We start from the raw sequence: 22,829 nt of genomic DNA, 5'->3' as shown, positions 1-22,829 counted from the left end.
TGTCTCTGTCGCGCTGGGGAGCGCGACACACAGGGGGGTACACATGACCGCAAGCAGACCGTATCGCGTCGGATATGCGCCCGGAGCTTACGATCTGTTTCATATCGGACACCTCAACATCCTTCGCCACGCCCGGAGTCAGTGCGACTACCTGGTGGCAGGGGTGGTGTCCGACGAGATGGCGGAGCTGGCCAAGGGCCGGCGTCCGATGATTCCGCTCGTCGAGCGGCTGGAGATCGTGCGCAGCGTGAAGTACGTGGACGCGGCGTTCGTCGAGACCGTGCCCGACAAGCTGGAGACCTGGAAGCAGGTGCGCTTCGACGTCCTGTTCAAGGGCGACGACTGGCGCGGGACGCCGAAGGGGGAAAAGCTGGAGCGGGACTTCGCGGCCGTCGGCGTGGAGATCGTCTACTTCCCTTACACGGTCCACACCTCCAGCACCCAGCTGCGGCGTGCGCTCGACCTCCTGACGCAGGAGGCCGAGCCCCGCCTCGACGTCAGCGCCGAACTGCGCTCAGTTCCCGGAACCACTTCGTGAGGAACGCCAGCAGGAACAGCGCGCCCGCGACTCCGAGGGCGCTGTAGCCCCAGCGGAACAGGCCTCCGCCGCCGAGCAGGAGGAAGACCAGGCAGAAGACGCCGTGGTCGACCGGGAGCAGGGCCACCGCGCGCAGTGTGGACGGCGCGGGGGCCGGGGCGCCCGGCGCCGGCTTGGGCTTGAGCTTCTCGGTGAGCAGTCCGCCGAAGAAGGTGACCACGGCGGCGAACTGGAAGCCCAGCGGCACAAGCAGCCAGCCGTCGCCCGAGAGCCCGAAATGCTCCGGGTTGCGGTAGAAGGTCAGCAGGACGGCGGTGTGCAGTGCGGTGATCTTGGCGCAGTCCACCACATGGTCGAGCCACTCCCCCGCGGGGCTCCCGCCCCCTCGCAGGCGGGCGAGCTGCCCGTCGGCGGAGTCGAAGGCGAAGCCGACGGCGAGGCCCAGCCAGACGAGCAGACCGAGGGTCCAGGACGGCGTCCCCCACGCCAGCCCCGCGACCGCCGTGAAGCTGAACAGTGCGCTGATCAGGGTGACCTGATTGGGCGTCAGTCGGCCTGCGTGCGCAGCGGCCGCCAGGTAGCGGCCCACCGGGCGGTTCACGAAACGTGAGTAGAGCGAGACGCCCTTCGACGATTTCTGGGCAGATCTCAGCTCGGACAGAGCGGTTCCCACAGTTCCCATGGCCCCCCCGGGTCATCATATGTACGACGTGTCGCCCCATCATCGCAGGCCTCCGCCCGTCCCGGGGACGGTGCGGCGGCCGTACGGGCGTCATCCGGCCACGCGCTCGATCCATGCCGTCAGGTCGGCGACGACCTCGTCGCGGTTGGTCTCGTTCAGGACCTCGTGGCGGGCCCCGGGGTACGAGCGGTACGTGAGGTCGGTGAGCCCTGCCTCGCGGTAGCGGGAGACCAGGAGGTCGCTGAGGGCCAGGCCGCCGTTGAGCGGGTCCCGGTCGCCGACGAAGACATAGAACGGCAGATCCGCCGGGATGCCGCGCGGCGCGGCGAGCCGGGGCAGCGCGGCGGCGAGGCCGGCCATGGCCCGGTCGTCGGCGGTGAAGCCGCAGAGCGGGTCGGCGAGGTAGAGATCGACCTGTCGCTCGTCGCGGCTGAGCCAGTCCGCCTCGGTCCGGACCGGCGCGAAGGCCCGGTTGAAGGCGGCGAACACGTCACCCTCCGTGTCTCCGGCCTCCTGAGCCTTGCGCGCCACGTCCGCGAGGGCTTCGAAGAGCGCGTCCACGGCGGTGGTGCCGGACAGGGCGACGGCGTCGACCAGGCCCGCGTGGTCCAGGACGTACTGCTGGACGGCGAACGAGCCGAGGCTGTGGCCGAGCAGCACGACGGGCAGTCCGGGGTGGCGCTCGCGGGCGATGCGGGTGAGGGCGGCGATGTCCTCGACGAGCAGGTTCCAGCCGTCTTCACCGAGGTCTCCGGGTTCGGCGTGCATGCTGAGTCCGTGGCCGCGGTGGTCCGCCGCGTAGACGGCGTAGCCGAGTCCGGTCAGCCGCTCGGCGAGCGGCGCGTAGCGGGCGGCGTGCTCGCCCATGCCGTGGGCGATCTGGACGACTCCGCGCGGCGGGTCGGCCGGCTGCCACGCGTGGACATGGAGGGTGAGACCGTCCCGGGCGGTGAACATGAACATGCGCTGGCTCCTGCGGGCGGGCCTCCTCGGCCGGCCCGGGAGGCATCGCGCCCACGGTAGCCACCACGTCTCGCGGGTGCGTCGGGGGCCCCGCGCCGCCCACCCTCCGGCGCGGGACGGGGGCGGCCACGTGCGGGGCGGCGGTCGCGCTCGGGCCGGGACCTCACGCCGCCGCGCGCGGGCCCGCGGTGTGCTCGGTGGCGGGGTGGGCCGTCAGCCATTCCCGGTCCGCCCAGGACACGCCCTGAGGGATCCGCTCCCCGTACGCCGGGTCGCTCTCGACGCGCTGCCGCACGCTCTGATGAACCGTCGCCTCCGCGGGCACGCGTCGGCGGCGGAAGGTGAGCAGCGCCCAGATCCAGCCCATCCGGTGGACTTCGCCCAGGGCGTGGTCCGGGTCGAGCGACAGGGTCTCGTGGTATGCCTCGGGCAGGAGCAGCAGCCCCTCGTCGAGCGCCCCGTCCACGATCCACTTGAGGGCGACGGCCGGCAGCCTCGGATCGTCGTCGAAGGTGCCGCCGACGTCGGAGTGCACCCCGGCGAACCACACCTCCTCGACCAGCGGCGCGGGCGCGGTCCCGGTCGGCGTGGTGGGCGTGACCAGGTACTCGGCGTACGGCCGGCGCTTCTCGTCGATGGAGACCGCGTGGCGGACCCTGCGCACGTTGGGGATCTTCCTGGTGTAGAGCCAGCGCAGGTTCCAGCGGAGGATCCCGGCCGCCTTCACCGAGTCCCACAGCCCCATGTAGGCGACGGGAATGCCGAACCGTCCCTCGACCGGCTTGCTGAACGCCTCGGCGAAGCGGTGGAGTTGGGCCCAGTCGTCCTTGGTCCAGGTCTTGTTCCTGGCGTAGACGGCGATGGCGTAGGGGACCAGGTTCTCGCTGCCGGGACGCAGCAGCCCGGCCGCCTTGAGCAGGCCCGCGAGCGCACGGGCCGTGTACGCGCCCCGGCTGAAGCCGAACACGAGGATCCGGTCGCCCGGTTCGTAGTGGTGCATCAGATAGGTGTAGGCCTCGGCCAGGTTCTGCTTCAGGCCGGAGCCGAAGGCCAGCCCGGCGAGCTTGGACAGGCGGCGGGCGGGGGCGGTCCAGGCGCCGGCGGCGGAGAAGGTGCCGACGCCGGGGTCGTAGTAGGCGATCTGCCGGGCCGGGTCGCGCAGGTCCAGCATTTCGTAGAGCCGTACGACGTTGGTGTTTCCGCCGGCCCTGAGCTGATTGCCCGTCCCGTCCAGGCAGATGACGATGTTCTTTGCCATCATGGCCTCCGCGTCGCCGCCGAGCGGCCAGGACACTTCTCACATCTCCTCATATAATAGAAGCAATGCCTCCAACTGGCCCGGCGACCAACCGGACTGCCGGATCGACCGGACGGCCGGTGCGGGCGGCCCGAGTCGTTGTGCGAGCCCGTTGCGCGAGCGGAGGGGCCCATGGCTGGTTCCACGGTCCACCTGGAGGAGAACGCCGCCCCGGACGCCGTCGCTCCTCGCACCCACGCGCTGGTCATCGGCGTGGGGAAGTACCCGCATCTCACGGGCGGCGAGAGCCCCGCGGCCGACTCCGACGGGATGCGGCAGCTCTCCTCGCCGCCGGTCTCCGCCCGTGCGTTCGCGACCTGGCTCCTGGCGGAGTACGACGGTCCGGACAAGCCGCTCGGGAGCCTCGCCCTGCTGCTGAGCGAGGAGACTCCCGAGCCGTTCGTGAATCCGCGGACGGGGGTCTCCCATCAGGTCGAGACCGCGACCATCGACCGGATCGTCGAGGCGGTCAAGGAGTGGAAGCACCGCGGCGACACCCACGAGGACAACCGGCTCGTCTTCTACTTCTGCGGACACGGCGTCTCGCAGGGCGACGACATGGCCCTGCTCGCCGCCGATGTCTTCGCCGACGAGGACAACCCCCTCCAGGGCGCGCTGAATTTCCGTGAGTTGATGAACGGGCTGAAGAAGTGCAAGGCGAGTCAGCAGGTGTTCTTCGTGGACGCGTGCCGGTCGAACTCGGACGTCCTCATCGAGCAGGCGGGCAACTTCGCCGGCCAGGTGCCCATCGCCGCCGGGACCAGGCCGCTGGGACTGGCCCGCCGGCTGCACCTTCCCTACTACGCCACCCTGGCCGGGGAGAAGTCGCACGCGCGCCCCGGCCAGGTCAGCCTGTTCACGCAGGCCCTGCTGAAGAGCCTGCGCGGGCCGGGAAGCGACAACCCCGAAGGCATCTGGCGCGTCGACACCTCCACCCTGCACCGGGCGATCGACCACTTCATGAAACAGCCCCAGTTCGCCGGCACCATCACCGGAGTCCAGGTGCCGGCCGTCGGAGAACTGCCCGTCTTCGACCTCCATCAGCTGCCGGGCGATCCGGTGGTGCCCGTCTATGTCGGCTGCAGGCCGCGCGAGGACAACGCCCTCGCCGCCTTCACCTGCCGGCGCCCCGGCCAGGAGGACCTGCGGCGCCCGCCGCCCGAGGCCGACGAGGACGAGGACCTGACCGGCGAGTGGTCCCTGGAGCTGTCGTTCGGGATCTACGAGATGGAGGCGGCCGTCGGCCCCCAGGACGTACGGACCAGGTCCGTCGAGGCCCGGCCCCCCTTCCGCCGCATAGAACTGGCCAGGCCATGAGCGCGACCCTCTCCGTCAGCGTCGTCCTGACCACCCGCGAGGACGACCTCGCCGACGGCGCCCTGATCGTCGGCGACATCCGCCCGGCGGGCGCCACCGGTCCCGCCAGGCGCAACATCAAGATCCCCTGTGGGACGGCGGTCGCCCCGCTGCGCTACGAGGTCGAACCGGGGCGCTACACCGTCTCGGCCACCCTGCCGTCCGGGGCGGTCCTGATGGAGGACGCCGAGGCGCGGGAGGGCGAGGACACGACCGTCGCTCTCGACGCCTCGGACTCGCCGTACGAGACGCACGCCTGGCAGTACCTCATGGGCAACATCGAGCCGGCCCCCGCCTACCACGACGACCGTGAGGGTGTTCCCGTGCCGCGCTCGCTGGGCGCGCGGAGCATGGGCGCGGTGCGCGCCGAGACCGACGGCGGGCTGATCGAGGAGAGCGCGGCGGACATGCCGGTCGAGGCCGTGTGGGTCGGCGACGGGAAGCCCACGAGCCGGTCCTTCGACTCGCTGCTCGCGCCGGTGTCGGTCGCCCCCGGTCCGACGGGGGCGCCGGAGGGTGAGTTCGCGAGGTCGGTCGCGCAGGCCCTCGCGCAGTCGCCGCCCCGGAACCTCCCGGCCCCCGATGTCTCCCCCGACGGCTCGTCACCGCTGTACCGCTTCGGCGCGGACGGGCCGGTGGCGGCGCCGGACGGCGCTGTCGGCCACCACCAGTTCCTGGTGGTCACCTCGGCCGGTCTCGCCCGGCTCGTCACCCTGCCCGCGCCCTGGGGGTCGGCGGTGATCGAGGTCCTCGTCAACACCCGCCAGAGCCCGACCGGCGGCGCCGTCGCCGTGACCGTGCGCGACCCCGCCGTCGGGGCGGGTCTCGGATACATGGCCCAGGGGGCGCTGGACACGGCGGCCGCCCTGTTCACCGACGTCGGGTCGCTGCTCTACAAGGCCCGCAACCCGCTCGCGGCGGCGGCCGGGGCCTACGTCCTGGTGGGAACGGACCTCACGGACGAGCCGGCGTACTGGGACCCCTGGCTGGAGCACCTGCGGAGGCGCTTCGGATGGATGAGTGACGGATCGGTCCTGTGGGCGACGCGGCAGCTGCGCCGCGCGACGACCGACGCGGACGTCGGGCGGGCACGGGACGGGCTGGTCGAGGCCTTCGACCGGGGTGTGCCGTTCTACACGCTCGGCCTGAGCTGGCTCATGGACGGGCTGTCCGAGTTTCCGCAGGACCCCGAGTGCGTACGGAGGCTGGAGTCGGCCCGCAGGCTGTCGTGGCGCGTGGACATGCGCGAGCCGTTCGTGATTGTCGACATCGGTGGAAGGAGGCCGGGATGATACGGCTCACCATGCTGCCCGGCGAGGACGGCGACTGTCTGCTCCTGGAGTACGGCGACGGGGACTTCCTGCGGCGCGTGCTCATCGACGGCGGGCGGACCGGTACGTACTCCCGGATCAAGCCCACGCTCGCCGGGCTCGACGGGCTCATCGACGTCCTGGTCGTCACCCATGTCGACCAGGACCACATCATGGGCGTCCTGGCCCTGCTGAACGATCCCGACCGGTCGGTGGAGTTCGGTGACGTGTGGTTCAACGGATTCGACCAGCTGCGCGACTCCGAGGGCTTCGGACCGCAGGACGGCGAACTGCTCTCCACCGCGCTCCTGGAGCAGCGGATCCCGTGGAACGACGCCTTCGGCGGGCGGAGCATCGAGGTCGGACGCCCGCTGGACTGGTTCGACGACGGCTCCACGATGGAGGTGCTGTCCCCCGACCGGACGCTGCTGGAGAACCTGATCGACGACTGGGTGGCGGAGTGCGCGCTGCACGGGCTGATCCCGGGCGTGGACCCGGTCGAGGAGATGCTCCTGCCCGACATCGAGAGCTTCGGGCCGGTCGACATCGACGCGCTCGCGGACTCACCCTTCAAGCGCGACCCCTCCAAGCCGAACCGGACGAGCATAGGGCTGCTGTTCGAGTTCGAAGGCACGCGCCTCGTGTTCACCGGTGACGCCGACGACCGCCGGCTGGTCGCCTCGCTCCGCCCGCGCGCCGAGGCGGAGGGCGGCCGGATGCGGCTCGACGCCCTCAAGGTCGCCCACCACGGCAGCCGCTTCAACATCTCCAGTGAGCTGCTCGGTCTTCTCGACTGCGACCGCTATCTGATCTCCACCAACGGCGCCCGGCACCGGCATCCGGACGACACGGCCATCGCGCGGATCCTGAAGCACGGCGGCCCCGAGAAGACCCTTTTCTTCAACTACCGGGGGCGAGCGGCGCTGTGGGACGTCGACGACCTCAGGGACCGGTTCGGATACGGCGTGGTCGCACCGTCCGATGCCGATGAGGACGGCTTCGTCACGCTGGAGTTCTGACCGTGCTCCGCCGCCGCTCCGAGATGCGCTCCACGGCGGCCCGGGAGCATGCTGGCAGTGTGACCTCGTACGGCGCGGTCGGGCCCGCCCCGCCGACCGAGAAGGCGACAACGCCCGGAAGACCGCACAGCGACGGGCGAGTACCGGACGAACTGACCCTGGCGCTCGCCCAGGGCACGGTGAACGGGATCGAATCCGTCGGCGGGTACGCCGGCGGCGTATATCTGCGCTCGCGCACGCCCGGCCTGCTGCGCATGGGGGTCCTCGCCGGCCTCCCGGGGCAGATCTTCCGCCCCTGGTGGCGGATGCATGTGAACCGCCCCTACCCGGTGGCCGAGGCCCACCGCTCGGGGCAGGCGGTCCACCTCGCCGACGCCGAGGAGGCCATGCGGCGGTTTCCGCAGCTCATGGCGGGTCTGCCGTTCCCCTTCGGCTCGCTGTACGCGCCGGTGAGCGACGGTGACGCGAAGTACGGGGTCCTGGTGGTGCTCCGGCCCGCCACCCCGGGAACCCCAGTGAGCGCGGCCCACCGCCAGGCGCTGGACGCGGCGGCGCACCGGACCGCCGTTCTGCTCACCGAGCTGGTCGCGCAGGGCACGCCGGTCGAGTGGGAGACCGAACCGGTGTGCGTGCAGCTACCCGCGGTCACCACCCCGCCGGTACGGATCGGCTACTTCGACTGGGACCTGGGCACCGGGTCGGTCGCCGCCGACGAGGGGCTCTGCTCCATCCTCGGCACCGATCCGGCGCGCTTCCCCGGCACCATCGAGGCCCTGGCGGCCCGACTGGCGCCGGAGGACGCCTACGGTCTGTGGGCCGTCGCCCGCCAGTCGGCGGAGTCGGGCCTGCCCGCCTCGCGCCGGATGCGGCTGCGCGGCCCGGACGGCCGGCCGCACCTGCTGGAGCTCTCGGCCAGCGCGGATCCGCCCGGCGCCGGGCCGGGGTCGAAGCTGGCCGGCTTCCTGGTGGATCTCGGCACGGGTCCGGTCGTGGCCGAGGCGACGGACCGGCTCCCCCGGGCCGTCTTCTCCATCGACCGGCTCGGGCGCATCACGTACGTCAACCGCCAGGCGGAGGAGCTGCTCCGGTCCTCCAGGTCCGAGCTCGCCGGGCGGGTGCTGTGGGAGGCCCTGGTCTGGTTCGGGCACCCGGCCTACGAGGAGCACCTGCGGGCGGCGCTGCTCTCCGACGAACCCGTGCACTTCCTGGCCCGCCGCACGGCCCAGGAGTGGTTGTCGGTCTCCCTCTATCCCGGGCACGACGGGGTGACCGTGCTGCTCACCCCCGCGGAGCCCCCCGCGTACGCGCCCGGGTCGGTCACCCGCCCGGCGGCGGGCCTCGGCTCCCCGGCCGACCGCGCCTCCGCGCTCTACCGCCCGGTCGCGCTGGCCATCGCCCTGACCGAGGCGGTCACCGCGCGCCAGGTGTCCGCCGTGGTCACCGAGGAGCTGCTGCCCGCGTTCGGCGGCCGTCAGCTGGCGATCTACCTCCTCGCGGAACGGCACCTCCATCTGGCCTGGGAGACGGGATTCCCGCAGGGGTTCCTGGACCGCTTCGACGGCGTGGGACTGGAGGCCCATCTGCCCGGTGTCGAGACCCTCACCACCGGCCGTCCCCTCTTCTTCGAGTCCATGGAGCACCTGGCCGCCGCCTATCCGGGCATCCCGATGGACGCCGACACCGGCGCCAGGGCCTTCCTGCCGCTGATCGCCTCCGGTCGGCCCGTCGGCTCCTGCATCCTCGGCTTCGACCAGCCGCGCGGCTTCAGCCCCGAGGAGCGCACGGTCCTCACCGCTCTGGCCGGGCTCATCGCGCAGGCACTCCAGCGGGCCCAGCGCTACGACACCGAGGTCGCCCTCGCCCGCGGCCTTCAGGACGCCCTGCTCCCCCACCGGCTCCCGGTGCGCGACCATGTCGACACCGTCGGCCAGTACCTCCCCGGAACCCAGGGCATGGACGTCGGCGGCGACTGGTACGACGTGATCGAGACCGGGCGCGGCCTGCTGGCCCTGGTCATCGGCGACGTCCAGGGGCACGGCGCGGCGGCCGCCGCCACCATGGGTCAACTGCGCAGCGCTGTACGGGCGTTCGCCCTGAGCGGGCACCAGCCGCAGGAGGTGGTCGGCGGTACGAACCGGCTCCTCATCGACCTCGACCCCGGTCAGATCGCCAGCTGCTGCTACATCGTGCTCGACCCGGAGACCGGCGTCACACAGGCCGTACGGGCGGGGCATCCGCAGCCGCTGCTGCGGCATCCCGACGGCACCACGGAGGTCGTGGAACTCCCCGGCGGAATCGTGCTGGGCGTGGACGACGGGGCGACGTACCCCGTCACCGAACTGGTCCTGGAACCGGGGGCGGTACTGGCCCTCTTCACCGACGGACTGGTCGAACTCCCGGGCGTCGACATCGACCTCGGCATCGAGCGGCTGCGCGACGCGCTGTCCGCGATCGACCCGACGGCCGCGCTCGCCGACTCGGCGGACCGTTTGATCCGCAGGGCCCGCCAGGCCACCGACCGGCCCGACGACATCGCGCTGCTGCTGGCCGCCCGCTGGGCGGAGGGATCATGAGCGGCGGGGAGGTCACCAAGGACCTCGACTTCCTCGGTCCCCTGGACGTCTCCCGGGCGGCGACGGCCGTGCTGGACACCGCGGGCACCCTCGTCGGCTGGAGTCCGGCGGCCGAGGAGCTGCTGGGGTATCCCCCCGAGGACGTGCTGGGACGGCCGATCGGCGGGTTGCTGGTGGAACGCGAGGGGAGCACGGAGGCGGATCTGCCCGGCGCCGCCCGCTTCGGCCGCCAGGTGCTGCGCCTGCGCCACCGCGACGGCCGGATCGTCCGGGTCATGGCGGCCACGCGGGCGATCACCACATCCGTCGCCGGGCCCGCCCGGCTGCTGGCGGTCGCCGACGCCGCGGAGACCGAACAGTGGGAGTCCCTGCGGTCGATGCTCCGGGGCCTGGCCACCCAGTCCCCCGTCGGGCTCGCCCTCTACGACCACGACCTGAGGGTGGTGTGGACGAACGCCGCGCTCGACGAGGAGATGGGCAACTCCCAGTACGCCGGTCTCGGCCCCGACGACATGGTGAGCCGCGGCGAGGTGCTCTCCGAGGGGTACCCGGCGACGCTGGAGGAGATCATGCGGGAGGTGCTCGTCACCGGCGAGCCCGTGATCGAGCTCCACTATCGCGGCCGCCCGCCCGTGGACCCGGACCACGACCACGTCTGGTCGTGCTCCTACTACCGGCTCCAGGCCGCTTCCGGTGTCTCCCTCGGAGTGTGCGAGGAGACGGTGGACATCACGGACCGGTATCTCGCTCAACAGCGGCTGAACCTGCTGGTGCGGGCCGGCGCCCGGGTCGGCACGACCCTGGACATGGCGCGCACGGCCGAGGAACTCTCCGCGGTCGCGGTGCCGCAGTTCGCCGACGAGGTCACGGTGGACCTGCTGGAGTCCGTACGGCAGGGGAAGCGGCCGCGTCCCGGCACGGCCTCCGCCGGGCGCCTGGTCCGGATGAGCGCGGACGCGCCGGACACCGCCGAGAGGACGGTCGAGTACGCCCCCGACTCACCGCAGGCCCGCAGCCTCTCCTCGGGCCGGCCCGTGCAGCAGTGCCCGGAGGGCCCCCTGGCGCCGCTGCGCCTGGCCGTGCCGCTGCGCGCGGAGGCCGGCACGCTGGGCGTGGTCACCTTCGCCTGGCACCACCGGCTCGAGCCCTTCGCCGCGGACGAGCTGGCCGTGGCGGAGGAACTGGTGTCGCGGGCCGCCGTGTGCATCGACAACGCCCGCCGCTACGCCCGCGAGCACTCCGCCGCGCTGACGCTGCAGCGCAGCCTGCTGCCCCGGAACCTGCCGCGGCTGAGCGGCGTCGACGTGGCGTACCGGTATCTGCCCGCGGACAACAAGGCGGGCGTCGGCGGCGATTGGTTCGACGTCATCGCCCTCTCGGGCACGCGGGTGGGTCTGGTCGTCGGCGATGTGGTGGGCCACGGGCTGCGTGCCGCCGCGACCATGGGCCGGCTGCGGACGAGCGTACGGGCGCTCGCCCGGCTGGACCTGGCGCCCGACGAACTCCTCGCGCGGCTGGACGAGGCCGTCGGCCAGGAGGCCAACGAACGCGAGACCGTCCGGGGCGAGAGCGGCGCGGAACCGGGGGAGGAGGAGCAGCCGTACGACGAGGCGATCGGCGTGACCTGCCTGTACGCCGTGTACGACCCGGTGTCCGGCCAGTGCAGGATGGCCCGGGCCGGCCACCTCCTTCCCGCCGTCGTCCACCCGGGGACGGGTTCGGTCACCCTGCCCGACCTGCCGGCCGGCCCACCGCTGGGCCTCGGCGGGCTGCCCTTCGAAACGGCGGACCTGACCCTGCCCGAAGGCAGCCTGATCGCCCTGTTCACCGACGGTCTCGTCCGCAGCCGGGAGCGAGACCTCGACGACCAGCTCGACAGCCTCCGCGCCGTTCTCGCCGATCACCGGCGTCCGCTGGAGCAGCTGTGCAACCGGGTCGTCGACACGCTGCTGCCGGGCCCGGTGGACGACGACACCGCGCTGCTGCTCGTCCGTACCCACAAGCTGGGAAACCATCAGGTGGCGCAGTGGTCCCTGCACGCCGACCCGGAGGTGGTGGGCGTCGCCCGCAGCGTCGCCACCAGCCAGGTCGCCGCGTGGGGCCTCGAGGATCTGGCGTTCACCACCGAGCTGGTGGTCAGCGAGCTGGTCACCAACGCCATCCGGTACGCCCCTTCGGGCCCCATCCGGCTGCGCCTCATCCGCGACCGCAGTCTGATCTGCGAGGTGTCCGACACCGGGCACACCTCTCCGCATCTGCGGCGCGCCGGCATGGACGACGAAGGGGGCAGGGGCCTCTTCCTCGTCGCGCAGATGACCCAGCAGTGGGGCACGCGCTACACCTCCACCGGCAAAACCATCTGGGTGGAGCAGTCACTGGCCGGCGACGGGCATGGGGAGACGCCCGCCACGGCCCCGTACAGCGTGTGACCGTGCGTCCGTCCTTCCCGTGGAGTGAGGTAATGTTCTCTTGCGCGCCGACACCGGGGAGAGCCCCGGCTGAAGCGCACCGGGACGTGGCGCAGCTTGGTAGCGCACTTGACTGGGGGTCAAGGGGTCGCAGGTTCAAATCCTGTCGTCCCGACTTTTCGGAGTCGCGAGCAAGAGGTCGTATCGGAGAAGTCCGACACGACCTCTTTGTCGTTCCCGCGGGCGGGTCACAATGAGGGCATGAACAGCACTCCGGGCAAGCCGCCGAGGGACCGGGACGAGGAGGGGCGGGCGCGCAACGCGCGGCCCCGGGACGGGCTCGGCCGGCCGTTGCCGTACGGCGCGCCGGGCGTCGAGCGGCAGCCCGAGGGCGTGGCGCGGACCCCCTGGGAGACGCTGGCGGAGGCGCAGCGGCTGCTCGCGGAGGGAATGCCGTTCCACGCGCACGAGGTCTTCGAGGACGCCTGGAAGTCGGGGCCCGAGGGCGAGCAGGCCCTGTGGCGGGGGCTCGCTCAGCTCGCCGTGGGGCTGACGCACGCCGCACGGGGCAATACGGCGGGCGGTGCGCGGCTGCTGCTGCGCGGGGCGGGGCATCTGGCGGGGCGGCCACAGCCGTACGGCATCGATCTGCCCGGACTCGTGGCGTGGGCGCGGGAGCTGGCGGCGCGGCTGGAGAGCGAGCCGGGCAAGGCGGTGGACGCGGCGGCCGAGGCACCCCGGCTCGCGGGCTGAGGTTCCGGCCCGTGCCCGAACGCATCGGCTTCGAGGTCGAGGGCGACACCGTGCGGAGGACCCGGCTCACGGCGTCAGCAGGATCACCTCCAGGCGGCGGGGGCCGTGGACCCCCTCGACGCGGTCGAGTTCGATGTCGCTGGTCGCGGACGGTCCGGAGATCCAGGTCAGCGGGCGGGTGGGGTCCAGGCGCGCCATGGCCTGCGGTACGGACGCGACGACCTGGTCCCGGGCCCGTACGACACAGATGTGCAGATCGGGCACGAGGGTGAGGGCGCGGCGGCCCTGCCCCGGCCCCCCGTCGAGGACGAGGGTGCCGCTCTCGGCGATGGCCAGGGCGCAGCCGGTCACCACGGCGTCGGTGGTGTCGAGTGAGTACGGCGTGAGAGGACCGGAGTCCTCGCGCAGCTCCGCATCGGTGGCCGCCGGCCAGGCGTCGGGCAGGCCCGGCGGCACGGCGACGGACCGGGCTCCGCGAGCGGCCAGCAACCGGGCGATCAGCGCGGGGAGTTCGGCCTCCGTGGCGCGATGGACGTGGGCCCGGTAATCGGTGAGGTTCTCCTGGAGCAGATCGAGGATCAGGGCCGGGTCGTCGGGGGTGTGGCTGGGGAGGTGGGCACGGGCGGGCCCGGGGGCGGGAGGCGCGTCGGCGACGGCGGCGCGGATCCGGGCGAGGATGCGGTCGCGCGAGGAGCCGGTGCTCATGAGCGGTTCCTCTTCCACCAGTCGCGGAAGGGTTCCGCGGGCAGTTCGGGCAGGTCCCGGCTGTCGGTCCAGGCGCTCGCACCGGGCGGTTTCGACGGGTGCGCGGCGCGGGTCATCGACGCGAGGCGTTCGGCCGCGCCGAGCGCCGCCGGATGGTCGAGGATCCAGCCCGCTGCCTTGATGGCCGCCTTCTCCAGGCGGTGCCCCCTGCCGCCCCGGTCGGCGACCTTCTCGCGGAGGTGGACGAGGACCTCGGGGATGTCGATGGCGACCGGACAGACGTCGTAGCAGGCTCCGCACAGCGACGAGGCGTAGGGCAGAGACGCGTCGATCTCGCTGCCGATGCCCCGGAGTTGGGGGCTGAGGATGGCGCCGATGGGGCCGGGGTAGACCGAGCCGTAGGCGTGTCCGCCGGCCCGCTCGTACACCGGGCAGACATTGAGGCAGGCGGAGCAGCGGATGCAGCGCAGAGCCTGCCGGCCGACCTCGTCGGCGAGGGTCGCGGTGCGGCCGTTGTCGAGGAGGACGAGGTGGAAGGTCGTGGGGCCGTCGCCGTCGGCGGTGCCGGTCCACATCGACGTGTACGGGTTCATGCGCTCGGCGGTCGAGGAGCGGGGCAGGGTCTGGAGGAAGACCTCCAGGTCGCGCCAGGTGGGGACGGCCTTCTCGATGCCGACGACCGAGATCAGGGTTTCGGGGAGGGTCAGGCACATGCGGCCGTTGCCCTCGGATTCGAGAACGACGAGGGTGCCGGTCTCGGCGACCATGAAGTTGGCGCCGGAGATGCCGACCTTGGCACGCAGGAACTTCTCGCGGAGGTGGAGGCGGGCGGCTTCGGCGAGGTCGGCGGGCGTGTCGGTCAGGCCTTCGGGTGCGGGCCTGCCCCAGGCGGCCATTCTCTCGGTGAAGATGTCGCGGATCTCGCCGCGGTTGCGGTGGATGGCGGGGACGAGGATGTGGGAGGGGCGGTCCTCGCCGAGCTGCACGATGAGCTCGGCGAGATCGGTCTCGTAGGCGGCGATGCCCTCGGCCTCCAGGGCTTCGTTGAGGCCGATCTCCTGGGTGGCCATCGACTTGACCTTGACGACCTCCGTCTCGCCGGTGGCCTTGACCAGGCCGGTGACGATGCGGTTGGCCTCCTCGGCGTCGGCGGCCCAGTGGACGGTGCCGCCCGCCGCGGTGACGGCGTTCTCCAACTGCTCGAGGTACCGGTCGAGATGGCGCAGCGTGTGGTCCTTGATCTGCTTGCCGGCCTCGCGCAGCCGGTCCCAGTCCTCGAGTTCGGCCACCGCCGCCGCGCGCTTGTCGCGGATGGTGTGGGTGGCGTGGCGCAGATTGGCGCGCAGGGTCACATTGCGCACGGCGCTCTTCGCGGCGTCCGGGAAGGCGGGCATTCCGAGATATGTGCCGCTCACAGCAGGGGCTCCTCTTCGGTGCTCGCCAGGATCTCGGCGATGTGCAGGGCGCGCAGGGGAGCGCCCTGGCGGCGCAGGATGCCGCCGATGTGCATCAGGCAGGAGTTGTCGGCGCCGCACAGGACGTCCGCTCCGGTCCCGGTGGCATGGCGGACCTTGTCCTGGCCCATGGCGGTGGAGACGTCGGCGTTCTTGACGGCGAAGGTGCCGCCGAAACCGCAGCACTCCTCCGCTCCGGGGAGTTCGCGCAGTTCCAGTCCCTTGACGGCTTCCAGGAGGCGGCGGGGTCTCTCGCCCAGGCGAAGGGCGCGCAGCCCATGACATGACGGGTGGTATGTCACCGTGTGCGGGAAGAACGCACCGACATCGGTGACCCCGAGGATGTCGACCAGGAACTCGGTGAGTTCGTACGTCCGGGGCCCGAGCGCGGCGGCCTCGTCGCCGAATCCGGCGTAGTGGTGGCGGACCATCGCCGCGCACGACCCGGAGGGGGTGACCACGTACTCGTACCCCTCGAACGCCCGGACCGTGCGCCGGACGAGCGGCTCGGTCTCGCGTCGGTAGCCGGTGTTGTACGAGGGCTGGCCGCAGCAGGTCTGGGCGGCCGGGAAGTCGACCTCGACGCCCAGTCGTTCCAGAATGCGGACAGTGGCCACTCCGGTGGACGGATACACGGCGTCGTTGACGCAGGTGACGAAGAGGGCGACGCGCATGGCCGCAGGATATGCCGGGGATCCGGAGCGGGGTAGGACCCGTGGCGATCTCCGCCCCGCTCCGCGCCCAGGGGTCCGGTGTTCACCACGTGAGATGGAGCTCTTCGGGTGAGCGATGGATGAGGGTGGGCCGCATGACGACCTCGTGGTCCTCGTCGAGCCGCAGGCCGGGGAACCTCCGGGTGAAGATCTCCAGCGTCAGCCGGAGCTGTTCGCGGGCCAGCTGGGAGCCGGGACAGCCGTGCACGCCGTGTCCGAAGGCGACGTGCCGGGCGCGGGTACGGGTGATGTCGAAGGCGTCGGGCCGCTCGTGGCGCGCCGGATCGCGATTGGCAGAGCCGTAGGCGACGAACACGGTCGCCCCGGCGGGCAGTTGAGTGCCGGCGACGGTGACGGGCCGGGTGGTGGTGCGACGAAAGCCCTGCACGGCGGTGTCGTAACGGGCGGCCTCCTCGACCGCCGCGGGTATCAGATCCGGCCGCCTGCACAGCAGCATCCACTGGGCGCGGTGGCGCAGGAGCTGGAGGAGGGTGGTGCCGAGCATCGCGGTGGTGGTGAGGTGCCCGGCGATCAGGAAGTTCTGCAGGTTGGCCACGAGCTCGTGGCGCTGATCGAGGGTGAGGTCGCCGCTCCCGGGTGCGAGCGCGGCGACCATGAGGGAGCAGAGGTCGCCGCGTGGGTCGCGCCGGGCGGCGCGCGCGTAGCGGTCCAGCAAGTGCTGGAGGGTGACCACGTCCCGCGCGGCGGCGATCTGGTCCTCCCCGGCCATCGGCCGGAACAGCAGCTGTTCGGCGCGGTGTCCGCCGTGCACGGCGGCCGGGACGTCCTCGGGGTCGAGTCCGACGAGCCGGCCGACGACGGCGCCCGGTAACCGCCGCGCGTAGGACTCCATCAGCTCTGTGCGGCCGTCGTCGGCGAACGCGTCCGTCAGCGCCTCGGCCCGTTCGGCGGCGAAGGGGACGAGTGCGGCGATCCGGGCCGAGGACAGGGCGTTGTTCAGGGGCGCGCGGTGGCGCCGGTGGGCGACGCCGTCGGTGGAGACGACGGTCGGCCGGTTGCCGAAGCCCTGCGCGAGGACGGCGAGGGCGGCGGGCGAGGGCAGGACGTCGGGGCGCAGGGACCCGACCGAGGAGAAGTCGTCGGCCCTGAGCAGCACTTCGCGTACGTCGGCGTCCCTGGCGACGAGCCAGGCGTCGAACTCGGGGACGAAGGTCAGCCCTTGCGTCCGCCGGGCACGTTCGTAGAGGGGGTAGGGGTCTCGCTGCAGCTCGTCGAGCAGGTCATGCTCCTCGGCTTCCACGCGGCGCCTCCGGACGGGGAGTGGTGCGGTGAGGTGGACGGTCCGGCCATCGTGACCGCGTCCGGCGGGCGATGGCTACGCCTCCGTCGCGGTTTCGGCCTGAACTGCCGGGTCCGGAAGGGGAGCTGCCCCGTGACACCGGTTCGCCGGACCTGCGGGAGGGGGCCGGGGCGGCGGGGGGCGGCGAAGAACGGCCGGGAGGCAGGCAGGCAGACAGGCGCGCCGGGTCAGCCGCGCCGCGTCAGGAGAGGCCCGCCGGGTCAGCCGCGCCGCGTCAGGTGCCTCAGGAGTACGGAGGTGTGGCTGCGGTCCGGGTCCTTGGCGGCGGTGAGAAGGGTAAGGGTTCCCTCGGCGGCGAGGGTTCTCAGCCGGGCGAGTGCCTCGGCGGCCTCGGGCGCGGCGAGTTCGCTCTCGTAGCGCCGGCAGAACTCTTCGTACTGCCCCTCCGTGCCGTGGTACCAGCGGCGCAGCTCCGTCGAGGGGGTGAGGGCCTTCGGCCACTCGTCGATCCTGGCGTCCACCTTGGTGAGGCCGCGCGGCCAGAGACGGTCGACGAGGACGCGTGCGCCGTCGTCGGGGCCGGGCGGGTCGTAGATCCTGCGGACGCGGACGTCAGGGGTGGATCGCTGCATGTGCCCAGGGTGCACGACCCGGGCGGCGGGGGCGATCCGGGTCAGTCGTCCTCGAGCGTCGTGTCGTCCACGTGGCGGCGCTGCGCCTCGCACAGGGCCCGGTAGCGGCGCCAAGCCGACCAGCCGCGTTGCTTGAGGTCCCTCTCGGCCGTGGCGAAGGAACAGCCGCCGACGATGTACTCCATGAAGTGTGCGACGCCCAGTTCGAACTCGACACCGCGGTCGACGCCGCGGCGGCGGCCGACGGAGCGGCCCAGGTACTGCGTTGCACTGGACATTCGACGCGTCCCTCCGGTTTCCCGCTCCCCCGTCTTCCTCTGGCGCCGCCCACTCTGGCGCAGTGAGCACGGCGGGTGCGGGGACACCGGTTGACGATCACCCGTCGAAATTCTGAACGGAAGGGGTGTCCTGGCGGAGCGTCGCTCCGCGGGCCACGGGCGTGCGGGCCCGGCCCGGGGCGGTCACCCCGTCGGCTCTCCGCTGATCCCGAGGGCGGGGAAGAGCACCGACTCGACGAAGACCGGCAGGGCCCCGGCTTCCGCGAGGCGGTCCTCGAAGAGCCGCTCGACCCGCAGGACGCCGAGGAAGCAGGGGGCGACGAACCCGATGGCCGGGTTGCCGGCGTCGACCTCGCCGCGCTCCACGCCGCGCCGCACCATCGCGTCCAGGGCGGCGACCTCCGGGGTGAGGACCGTCTCGCGCAGCGCTTCACGCAGATCGGGGTACTGGATGTACGCCTGACTCACGGCTTCGACGAGGGCGGTGTCGCGCTCGCAGCGGGAGGCCGCGGCGCGCGCCGCCTCCCGAAGGTCTCCGGCGAGCGAGCCGGTATCGATTCCGGTGAAGAAGGAGCGGCGGCTCTTGTCCAGGGCGGCCGTGACCAGCCGGGGCTTGGTCTTCCACTGCCGGTACAGGGTCGCCTTCCCGCACTTGGTGCGGGCGGCGACGCCTTCCATCGTCACCGCGTCGTAGCCCCCCTCGCGGAGCAGGTCGAGCACGGCTTCGTACAGCTCGCGCTCCCGCTCGGGCGTGATCTTGCTGCGGCGCGCGGCGGCGGTGGCGGCCTGCGTGGACATGCACTTCCTCCGGGGGGGCGGACGAGAGCCTTCTGCACATACGAGAGTAGGGGGCGCACAAACGAGACGCAAACGTATCGATACGCTTGCGTCTCGATGAAATCGGATCTAGGCTGCATCCGTTTGCTGCCGATTGAGGGATAAAAGGGGCCGCGCACATGGCTGCCGGGATACGCGGAGCACGTCCAGCAGGACGGGAGGTGACCGCTTCCCCGAGCGCCGCGACCGCCCCGAGCCGGCCGTCTCTCGTGCGAGAGCTGCTGCTGGTGACGGCGCTCTTCCTCGTCTACAAGGTGGGACGGCTCTTCGCGAACGGTCATGAGACCCGCGCGTTCCACAACGCGGGCCAGGTCTGGCACGTGGAACGGTCCGTCCATCTGCCGGCGGAGGGCTCCGTCCAGCAGGCGCTGCTGCACAGCGAGCCGCTGGTCCACGGCGCCAACACCTACTACGCGGCGGTGCACTTCCCGGCCACCGTCGCCTTCCTCGCCTGGCTGTACTGGCGGCGGCCCGCCCACTACGTGTGGTCCAGGCGGGTCCTCGCCCTCGTCACCGCCGCCGCCCTCGCCCTCCATCTGCTGGTACCGCTGGCCCCGCCCCGGATGCTCACCGTCTCCGGCCTGGTGGACACCGCGCGGGTCTACGGGCCGTCCGTCTACGGCGCGACGCCCGAGACGGACGCCATGGCGAACCAGTTCGCCGCGATGCCGTCCCTGCACTTCGGCTGGGCCCTGATGGTCGCGGTCGGCCTCATCGCCTCGACGAGGGGCTCCTGGCGATGGCTGTGGCTGCTGCACCCGCTGCTGACCCTGCTGGTCGTCGTCGGGACCGCCAACCACTACTGGCTCGACGCGCTGGTGGCCGCGGCGCTGCTGGGCGCCGCCCTCTCGTTCGTACGCGCTCCGGGCGCGGCGCGTACCACCACCCGCCACATCGCACCGCGCCGTGCGACGGCCGAGCCGGTGGTCGGGGTGTCACGGTGAACGGCACGGTGATCGCGATCCTCCTCTCGCTCGTCTCCGCGGCGGGCTACGCGCTCGCGGCGGTCACCCAGGCACGGCTGGCCGAGGCCGCGAGCGCGCGGCCGGATCGGGGCGGGCTGCGAGGCCTGCTGGCCCGGCCCCTGTGGTGGTGGGCCGTCGGCCTGAACGCGGCCGGGGCGCTCGCCCATGTCGGAGCGCTGCACTACGGACCCCTGACCCTGGTCCAGCCGCTGGGCGCGCTGACCCTGGTCGCCGCGCTGCCCCTGGGGGCGTACCGCGCGCGGCGCCGGGTGACCCGGCGCGAGTGGCGCGGTGCGCTGGCGACCCTGGCCGGACTGGTGGGGCTCGTCGCCGTGACCGGGCCCGCCACGACCGGCGACGCGCTGTCCCTGCGCGAGGCGCTGATGGTCGCCGCCGCGACGGCGATGCTCATCGCCGCGCTGGCGCGGCGCGCCTCCGGCTCCAGTGCGGGCAGCGGGGGCCTCGGGCACGCCGGCGCGTCCGGCATCGCCTCCGGCGTCGCGTCGGCACTCACCCAGACACTGACCGCCTCGCTGGCCCTCGAACTCCCAGGAGGCGGGGCGACCTGGTGGCAGACGACGCTGCTCGCCGTCCTCATCTCCGGCTTCGCCGTCGGCGGGCTGCTGCTCTCGCAGACCGCCTATCGCGGCGGCCTCGCCGCACCCCTCGCCGTCGTGAACCTCTCCAACCCCGCGGCGGCCGCGGTCATCGGCGTGGCGCTGCTCGGGGAGAGCTTCCGCGCCGGGGTGTGGGGCTGGCTGATCGCCGGGGCCGCGTCCGCCTTGGCGGCCCGGGGGGTCGTACTGCTGACGGCCGGCCGCGGCGACGGGCCGGACCCGGTACCGGAGGGCGCGCCCGGTTCCGGTCCCGGAACGGCCGGGGTGTCCACGGCCCGTACGAGGAAGGCTCAGATGCCGGCCCCAGGCGCGTCACCCCAGGGCACGGCCTCACTCCCCGGCCAAACCCCCGCCTCACCCTCCGCCCCGACCGGGGCTCCCGTCCCGTCTCCGGCGGGTCTGGCGAGCTGACACCCCGTCAGAAGACCGCACGAAGGAGGGGCACCCCGCCGGCATCTTCATTTCGTCATCTTGACGACAAGCAGCGAAGCCCACTATCGTCGCACTGACGAAAAGGGGGTCTCTCTCATGGCCGACATCACCCGCCGGTACGGCTGGCGCCATCTCCGCTCCGCCCACACCTCCCATGTCCGCCACCACCGGCGCGGCAAGCTGGTGCACGACGGTCCGGGGCTGAGCTTCTGGTTCCGGCCGCTGACCGCCGCGCTCTCCGAAGTCCCGGTGGACGACCGAGAGTTGACGATGTCCTTCCACGCCCGCACGTCCGACTTCCAGGACGTCAGCGTGCAGTCGACAGTGACGTACCGCATCAGCGAACCGGGCACGGCCGCCGCCCGCCTCGACTTCTCCGTCGATCCCGACACGGGCGTGTGGCGCGGCGCTCCACTGGAGCAGATCTCCACCCTGCTCACCGAGAGCGCCCAGCAGCACGCGCTCGACACCCTGGCCCGCACCACCCTGGCGGCGGCCCTGGTCGACGGGGTCGCGTCGGTGAGGGAACGGATCGCCGCCGGTCTCGCCGACGAGCCGCGGCTGCCCGCGACCGGGATCGAGGTCGTCGCGGTCCGGGTGGTCGCCATCCGCCCCGAACCGGAGGTCGAGCGCGCGCTGCGCACCCCGGCGAGGGAGCAGATCCAGCAGGAGGCGGACCGCGCGACCTATGAGCGCCGAGCCGTCGCCGTCGAACGCGAGCGGGCCATCGCCGAGAACGAACTGGCCAGCCGCATCGAACTCGCCCGTCGCGAGGAGGACCTGGTCGAGCAGCGGGGCACCAACGCGCGCCGCGAGGCAGAGGAGAACGCCGCCGCGGACGCGGTACGGGCCGAGGCCGAGGCGGCGCGCACCGTGCGGCTGGCGAGGGCCGAGGCCGAGGCGGCGCGCGAGGTCGGCGAGGCGAAGGCCCAGGCGCAGGCCGCCTGGCTCCGCGTACACGGTGAAGTGGACCCCGTGACCCTGCACGCGCTCGCCGCCACCCGGGCCGCCGAGAACCTGCCGCGCATCGACAGCCTCACCCTCTCCCCCGACGTGCTCACCGGCCTGCTCGCCAAGCTGGGCCGGCCGGACGCCGAGCGGTCATGAGCCTCGCGGCACGTGCGGTGATCGTCCACCGGACCACCGAGTACGAGGAGTTGCTGGCCCGCCACGGCACCCATGGCCAGGCCGCCTTCTTCCTGTCCAGCCGGGGCCGGTCCATCGAGGACGTGCACGAGCGGCATCTGCGGGCGCGTCGGGCGCTGGCCGAGGTGGCGGCGGCCGTGCCCCTGCAATGGCGCCAGGCACGGGTGGAGCGCGGCGACCTCGACCGGTTCCTGTTCGGCCCCGAGGACGTGGTGGTCGTCGTCGGCCAGGACGGTCTGGTCGCCAACGCCGCCAAGTACCTGACGGGCCAGCCGGTCGTCGGCATCGACACCGACCCCGGCCGCAACCCGGGCGTCCTGGTCCGCCACCGGGCCGCCGACGCGGCGGCGCTGCTTCCGGCGGCGACCGCCGGGGCGACCGGCGTCGAGGAACTGACGATGGTGGAGGCGCTGACCGACGACGCCCAGCGCCTCCTGGCGCTGAACGAGATCTATCTCGGGAGCGCCGGGCACCAGACGGCCCGCTACCGCCTGGCGCCCGACGACGCGCGGGACGCGGCGGAGGCGCAGGCGTCCTCGGGTGTCCTCGTCGGCACCGGAACGGGGGCGACGGGCTGGCTGCGCTCCCTGTGGCAGGAGCGCGGGGGCGGTGTTCCGCTGCCGGACCCCGCAGCCCGTCGCCTGGCCTGGTTCGTACGGGAGGCATGGCCCTCCCCCGCCACGGGCACCTCGCTCGTCGAGGGGGTCCTGACGGGCAGGCAGCGGCTGCGGCTGACGGTCGAGTCCGACCGGATGGTCGCGTTCGGGGACGGAATGGAATCCGACGCACTGGAGTTGACGTGGGGTCAGACCGTACGGCTGGGGGTCTCCGACACGGCCCTGCGCCTGCTGGGCTGACGGCGCCGCCCCGCCGCCGCCGTGACCGCGAGG

At 72.6% G+C, this 22,829-nt stretch carries 21 protein-coding genes and 1 tRNA gene; 12 read left to right on the top strand and 10 right to left on the bottom strand.

The genetic code is table 11. The annotated features are described in order from the left end of the window. The first annotated feature begins 43 nt into the window (after nucleotides 1-43). On the top strand, nucleotides 44-538 hold the full coding sequence (locus tag ACZ5VC_RS22565) for an FAD synthase family protein (protein ID WP_469121828.1): 495 nt from the start codon (nucleotides 44-46) through the stop codon (nucleotides 536-538). Here the strand turns inward: ACZ5VC_RS22565 and ACZ5VC_RS22560 are convergent. From ACZ5VC_RS22560 to ACZ5VC_RS22550, 3 genes are all read right to left on the bottom strand, one after another. Further along, the gene (locus tag ACZ5VC_RS22560) at nucleotides 498-1,220 is read right to left on the bottom strand and encodes a CDP-alcohol phosphatidyltransferase family protein (protein ID WP_469121827.1); all 723 of its coding nucleotides are present in this window, start codon (nucleotides 1,218-1,220) and stop codon (nucleotides 498-500) included. The genes ACZ5VC_RS22565 and ACZ5VC_RS22560 overlap by 41 nt on opposite strands. Nucleotides 1,221-1,310: 90 nt before the next feature. Beyond that, complete coding sequence (locus ACZ5VC_RS22555; RefSeq protein WP_469121826.1) at nucleotides 1,311-2,183, bottom strand: alpha/beta fold hydrolase; 873 nt, start codon at nucleotides 2,181-2,183, stop codon at nucleotides 1,311-1,313. Between the two features lie 163 nt (nucleotides 2,184-2,346). Next, nucleotides 2,347-3,477: a DUF2235 domain-containing protein gene (locus ACZ5VC_RS22550; RefSeq protein ID WP_469121825.1), complete on the bottom strand. Its 1,131-nt coding sequence runs from the start codon at nucleotides 3,475-3,477 to the stop codon at nucleotides 2,347-2,349. 135 nt (nucleotides 3,478-3,612) lie between these two features. Here ACZ5VC_RS22550 and ACZ5VC_RS22545 point away from each other — a divergent pair, with 135 nt between their 5' ends. The 7 genes from ACZ5VC_RS22545 to ACZ5VC_RS22515 all read left to right on the top strand — a co-directional run bounded on the left by ACZ5VC_RS22545 (nucleotide 3,613) and on the right by ACZ5VC_RS22515 (nucleotide 12,899). After that, nucleotides 3,613-4,797 carry a caspase family protein gene (locus ACZ5VC_RS22545; protein ID WP_469121824.1) on the top strand — a complete coding sequence of 395 codons (1,185 nt, stop codon included), beginning with the start codon at nucleotides 3,613-3,615 and terminating at the stop codon, nucleotides 4,795-4,797. Further along, nucleotides 4,794-6,128 (top strand): hypothetical protein, encoded by a 1,335-nt coding sequence (locus ACZ5VC_RS22540; protein WP_469121823.1) that lies wholly within the window; start codon nucleotides 4,794-4,796, stop codon nucleotides 6,126-6,128. The genes ACZ5VC_RS22545 and ACZ5VC_RS22540 overlap by 4 nt, the downstream gene beginning before the upstream one ends. Further along, entirely contained in the window at nucleotides 6,125-7,165 is a 1,041-nt protein-coding gene (locus ACZ5VC_RS22535; protein WP_469121822.1) for a ComEC/Rec2 family competence protein, read from the top strand. Before ACZ5VC_RS22540 ends, ACZ5VC_RS22535 begins: the two co-directional genes overlap by 4 nt. Nucleotides 7,166-7,188: 23 nt before the next feature. Further along, the gene (locus ACZ5VC_RS22530) at nucleotides 7,189-9,738 is read left to right on the top strand and encodes a SpoIIE family protein phosphatase (protein ID WP_469122123.1); all 2,550 of its coding nucleotides are present in this window, start codon (nucleotides 7,189-7,191) and stop codon (nucleotides 9,736-9,738) included. Then, entirely contained in the window at nucleotides 9,735-12,167 is a 2,433-nt protein-coding gene (locus tag ACZ5VC_RS22525; RefSeq protein ID WP_469121821.1) for a SpoIIE family protein phosphatase, read from the top strand. Before ACZ5VC_RS22530 ends, ACZ5VC_RS22525 begins: the two co-directional genes overlap by 4 nt. Before the next feature lie 80 nt (nucleotides 12,168-12,247). After that, nucleotides 12,248-12,321: transfer RNA gene (locus ACZ5VC_RS22520), tRNA-Pro, on the top strand. 86 nt (nucleotides 12,322-12,407) lie between these two features. Beyond that, nucleotides 12,408-12,899, top strand: a complete 492-nt coding sequence (locus tag ACZ5VC_RS22515; protein WP_469121820.1) for a DUF309 domain-containing protein — start codon at nucleotides 12,408-12,410, stop codon at nucleotides 12,897-12,899. Between the two features lie 66 nt (nucleotides 12,900-12,965). On the opposite strand, the gene ACZ5VC_RS22510 is transcribed toward ACZ5VC_RS22515, so the two are convergent. The 7 genes from ACZ5VC_RS22510 to ACZ5VC_RS22480 all read right to left on the bottom strand — a co-directional run bounded on the left by ACZ5VC_RS22510 (nucleotide 12,966) and on the right by ACZ5VC_RS22480 (nucleotide 18,740). After that, on the bottom strand, nucleotides 12,966-13,604 hold the full coding sequence (locus ACZ5VC_RS22510; RefSeq protein WP_469121819.1) for a LutC/YkgG family protein: 639 nt from the start codon (nucleotides 13,602-13,604) through the stop codon (nucleotides 12,966-12,968). Further along, nucleotides 13,601-15,019 carry a LutB/LldF family L-lactate oxidation iron-sulfur protein gene (locus ACZ5VC_RS22505; protein ID WP_469121818.1) on the bottom strand — a complete coding sequence of 473 codons (1,419 nt, stop codon included), beginning with the start codon at nucleotides 15,017-15,019 and terminating at the stop codon, nucleotides 13,601-13,603. Before ACZ5VC_RS22505 ends, ACZ5VC_RS22510 begins: the two co-directional genes overlap by 4 nt. Next, entirely contained in the window at nucleotides 15,016-15,732 is a 717-nt protein-coding gene (locus ACZ5VC_RS22500; protein ID WP_469121817.1) for a (Fe-S)-binding protein, read from the bottom strand. Before ACZ5VC_RS22500 ends, ACZ5VC_RS22505 begins: the two co-directional genes overlap by 4 nt. 82 nt (nucleotides 15,733-15,814) lie before the next feature. Then, nucleotides 15,815-17,032, bottom strand: coding sequence for a cytochrome P450 (locus ACZ5VC_RS22495; protein WP_469121816.1), 1,218 nt, complete (start codon nucleotides 17,030-17,032; stop codon nucleotides 15,815-15,817). A 260-nt stretch (nucleotides 17,033-17,292) separates the two neighbouring features. Then, nucleotides 17,293-17,664: a DUF488 domain-containing protein gene (locus tag ACZ5VC_RS22490; protein WP_469121815.1), complete on the bottom strand. Its 372-nt coding sequence runs from the start codon at nucleotides 17,662-17,664 to the stop codon at nucleotides 17,293-17,295. Nucleotides 17,665-17,705: 41 nt separating this feature from the next. Continuing rightward, complete coding sequence (locus ACZ5VC_RS22485) at nucleotides 17,706-17,942, bottom strand: hypothetical protein (protein ID WP_469121814.1); 237 nt, start codon at nucleotides 17,940-17,942, stop codon at nucleotides 17,706-17,708. A gap of 183 nt (nucleotides 17,943-18,125) precedes the next feature. Continuing rightward, nucleotides 18,126-18,740, bottom strand: a complete 615-nt coding sequence (locus ACZ5VC_RS22480) for a TetR/AcrR family transcriptional regulator (protein WP_468703367.1) — start codon at nucleotides 18,738-18,740, stop codon at nucleotides 18,126-18,128. 158 nt (nucleotides 18,741-18,898) lie between these two features. Between ACZ5VC_RS22480 and ACZ5VC_RS22475 the strand changes: the two genes are divergently transcribed. The 4 genes from ACZ5VC_RS22475 to ACZ5VC_RS22460 all read left to right on the top strand — a co-directional run bounded on the left by ACZ5VC_RS22475 (nucleotide 18,899) and on the right by ACZ5VC_RS22460 (nucleotide 22,796). Then, nucleotides 18,899-19,723 (top strand): phosphatase PAP2 family protein, encoded by an 825-nt coding sequence (locus ACZ5VC_RS22475; protein ID WP_469121813.1) that lies wholly within the window; start codon nucleotides 18,899-18,901, stop codon nucleotides 19,721-19,723. Next, entirely contained in the window at nucleotides 19,720-20,772 is a 1,053-nt protein-coding gene (locus ACZ5VC_RS22470; RefSeq protein WP_469121812.1) for a DMT family transporter, read from the top strand. The genes ACZ5VC_RS22475 and ACZ5VC_RS22470 overlap by 4 nt, the downstream gene beginning before the upstream one ends. A 117-nt stretch (nucleotides 20,773-20,889) precedes the next feature. Then, nucleotides 20,890-21,900: an SPFH domain-containing protein gene (locus ACZ5VC_RS22465; protein WP_469121811.1), complete on the top strand. Its 1,011-nt coding sequence runs from the start codon at nucleotides 20,890-20,892 to the stop codon at nucleotides 21,898-21,900. Then, the gene (locus ACZ5VC_RS22460; protein ID WP_469121810.1) at nucleotides 21,897-22,796 is read left to right on the top strand and encodes a hypothetical protein; all 900 of its coding nucleotides are present in this window, start codon (nucleotides 21,897-21,899) and stop codon (nucleotides 22,794-22,796) included. Before ACZ5VC_RS22465 ends, ACZ5VC_RS22460 begins: the two co-directional genes overlap by 4 nt. The last annotated feature ends 33 nt before the right edge of the window (nucleotides 22,797-22,829 follow it).

The organism is Streptomyces sp. NPDC033174 (assembly GCF_055577795.1).
Note: the sequence above shows the minus strand (reverse complement) of the source record. Positions and strands in the feature narration are given on the sequence as shown.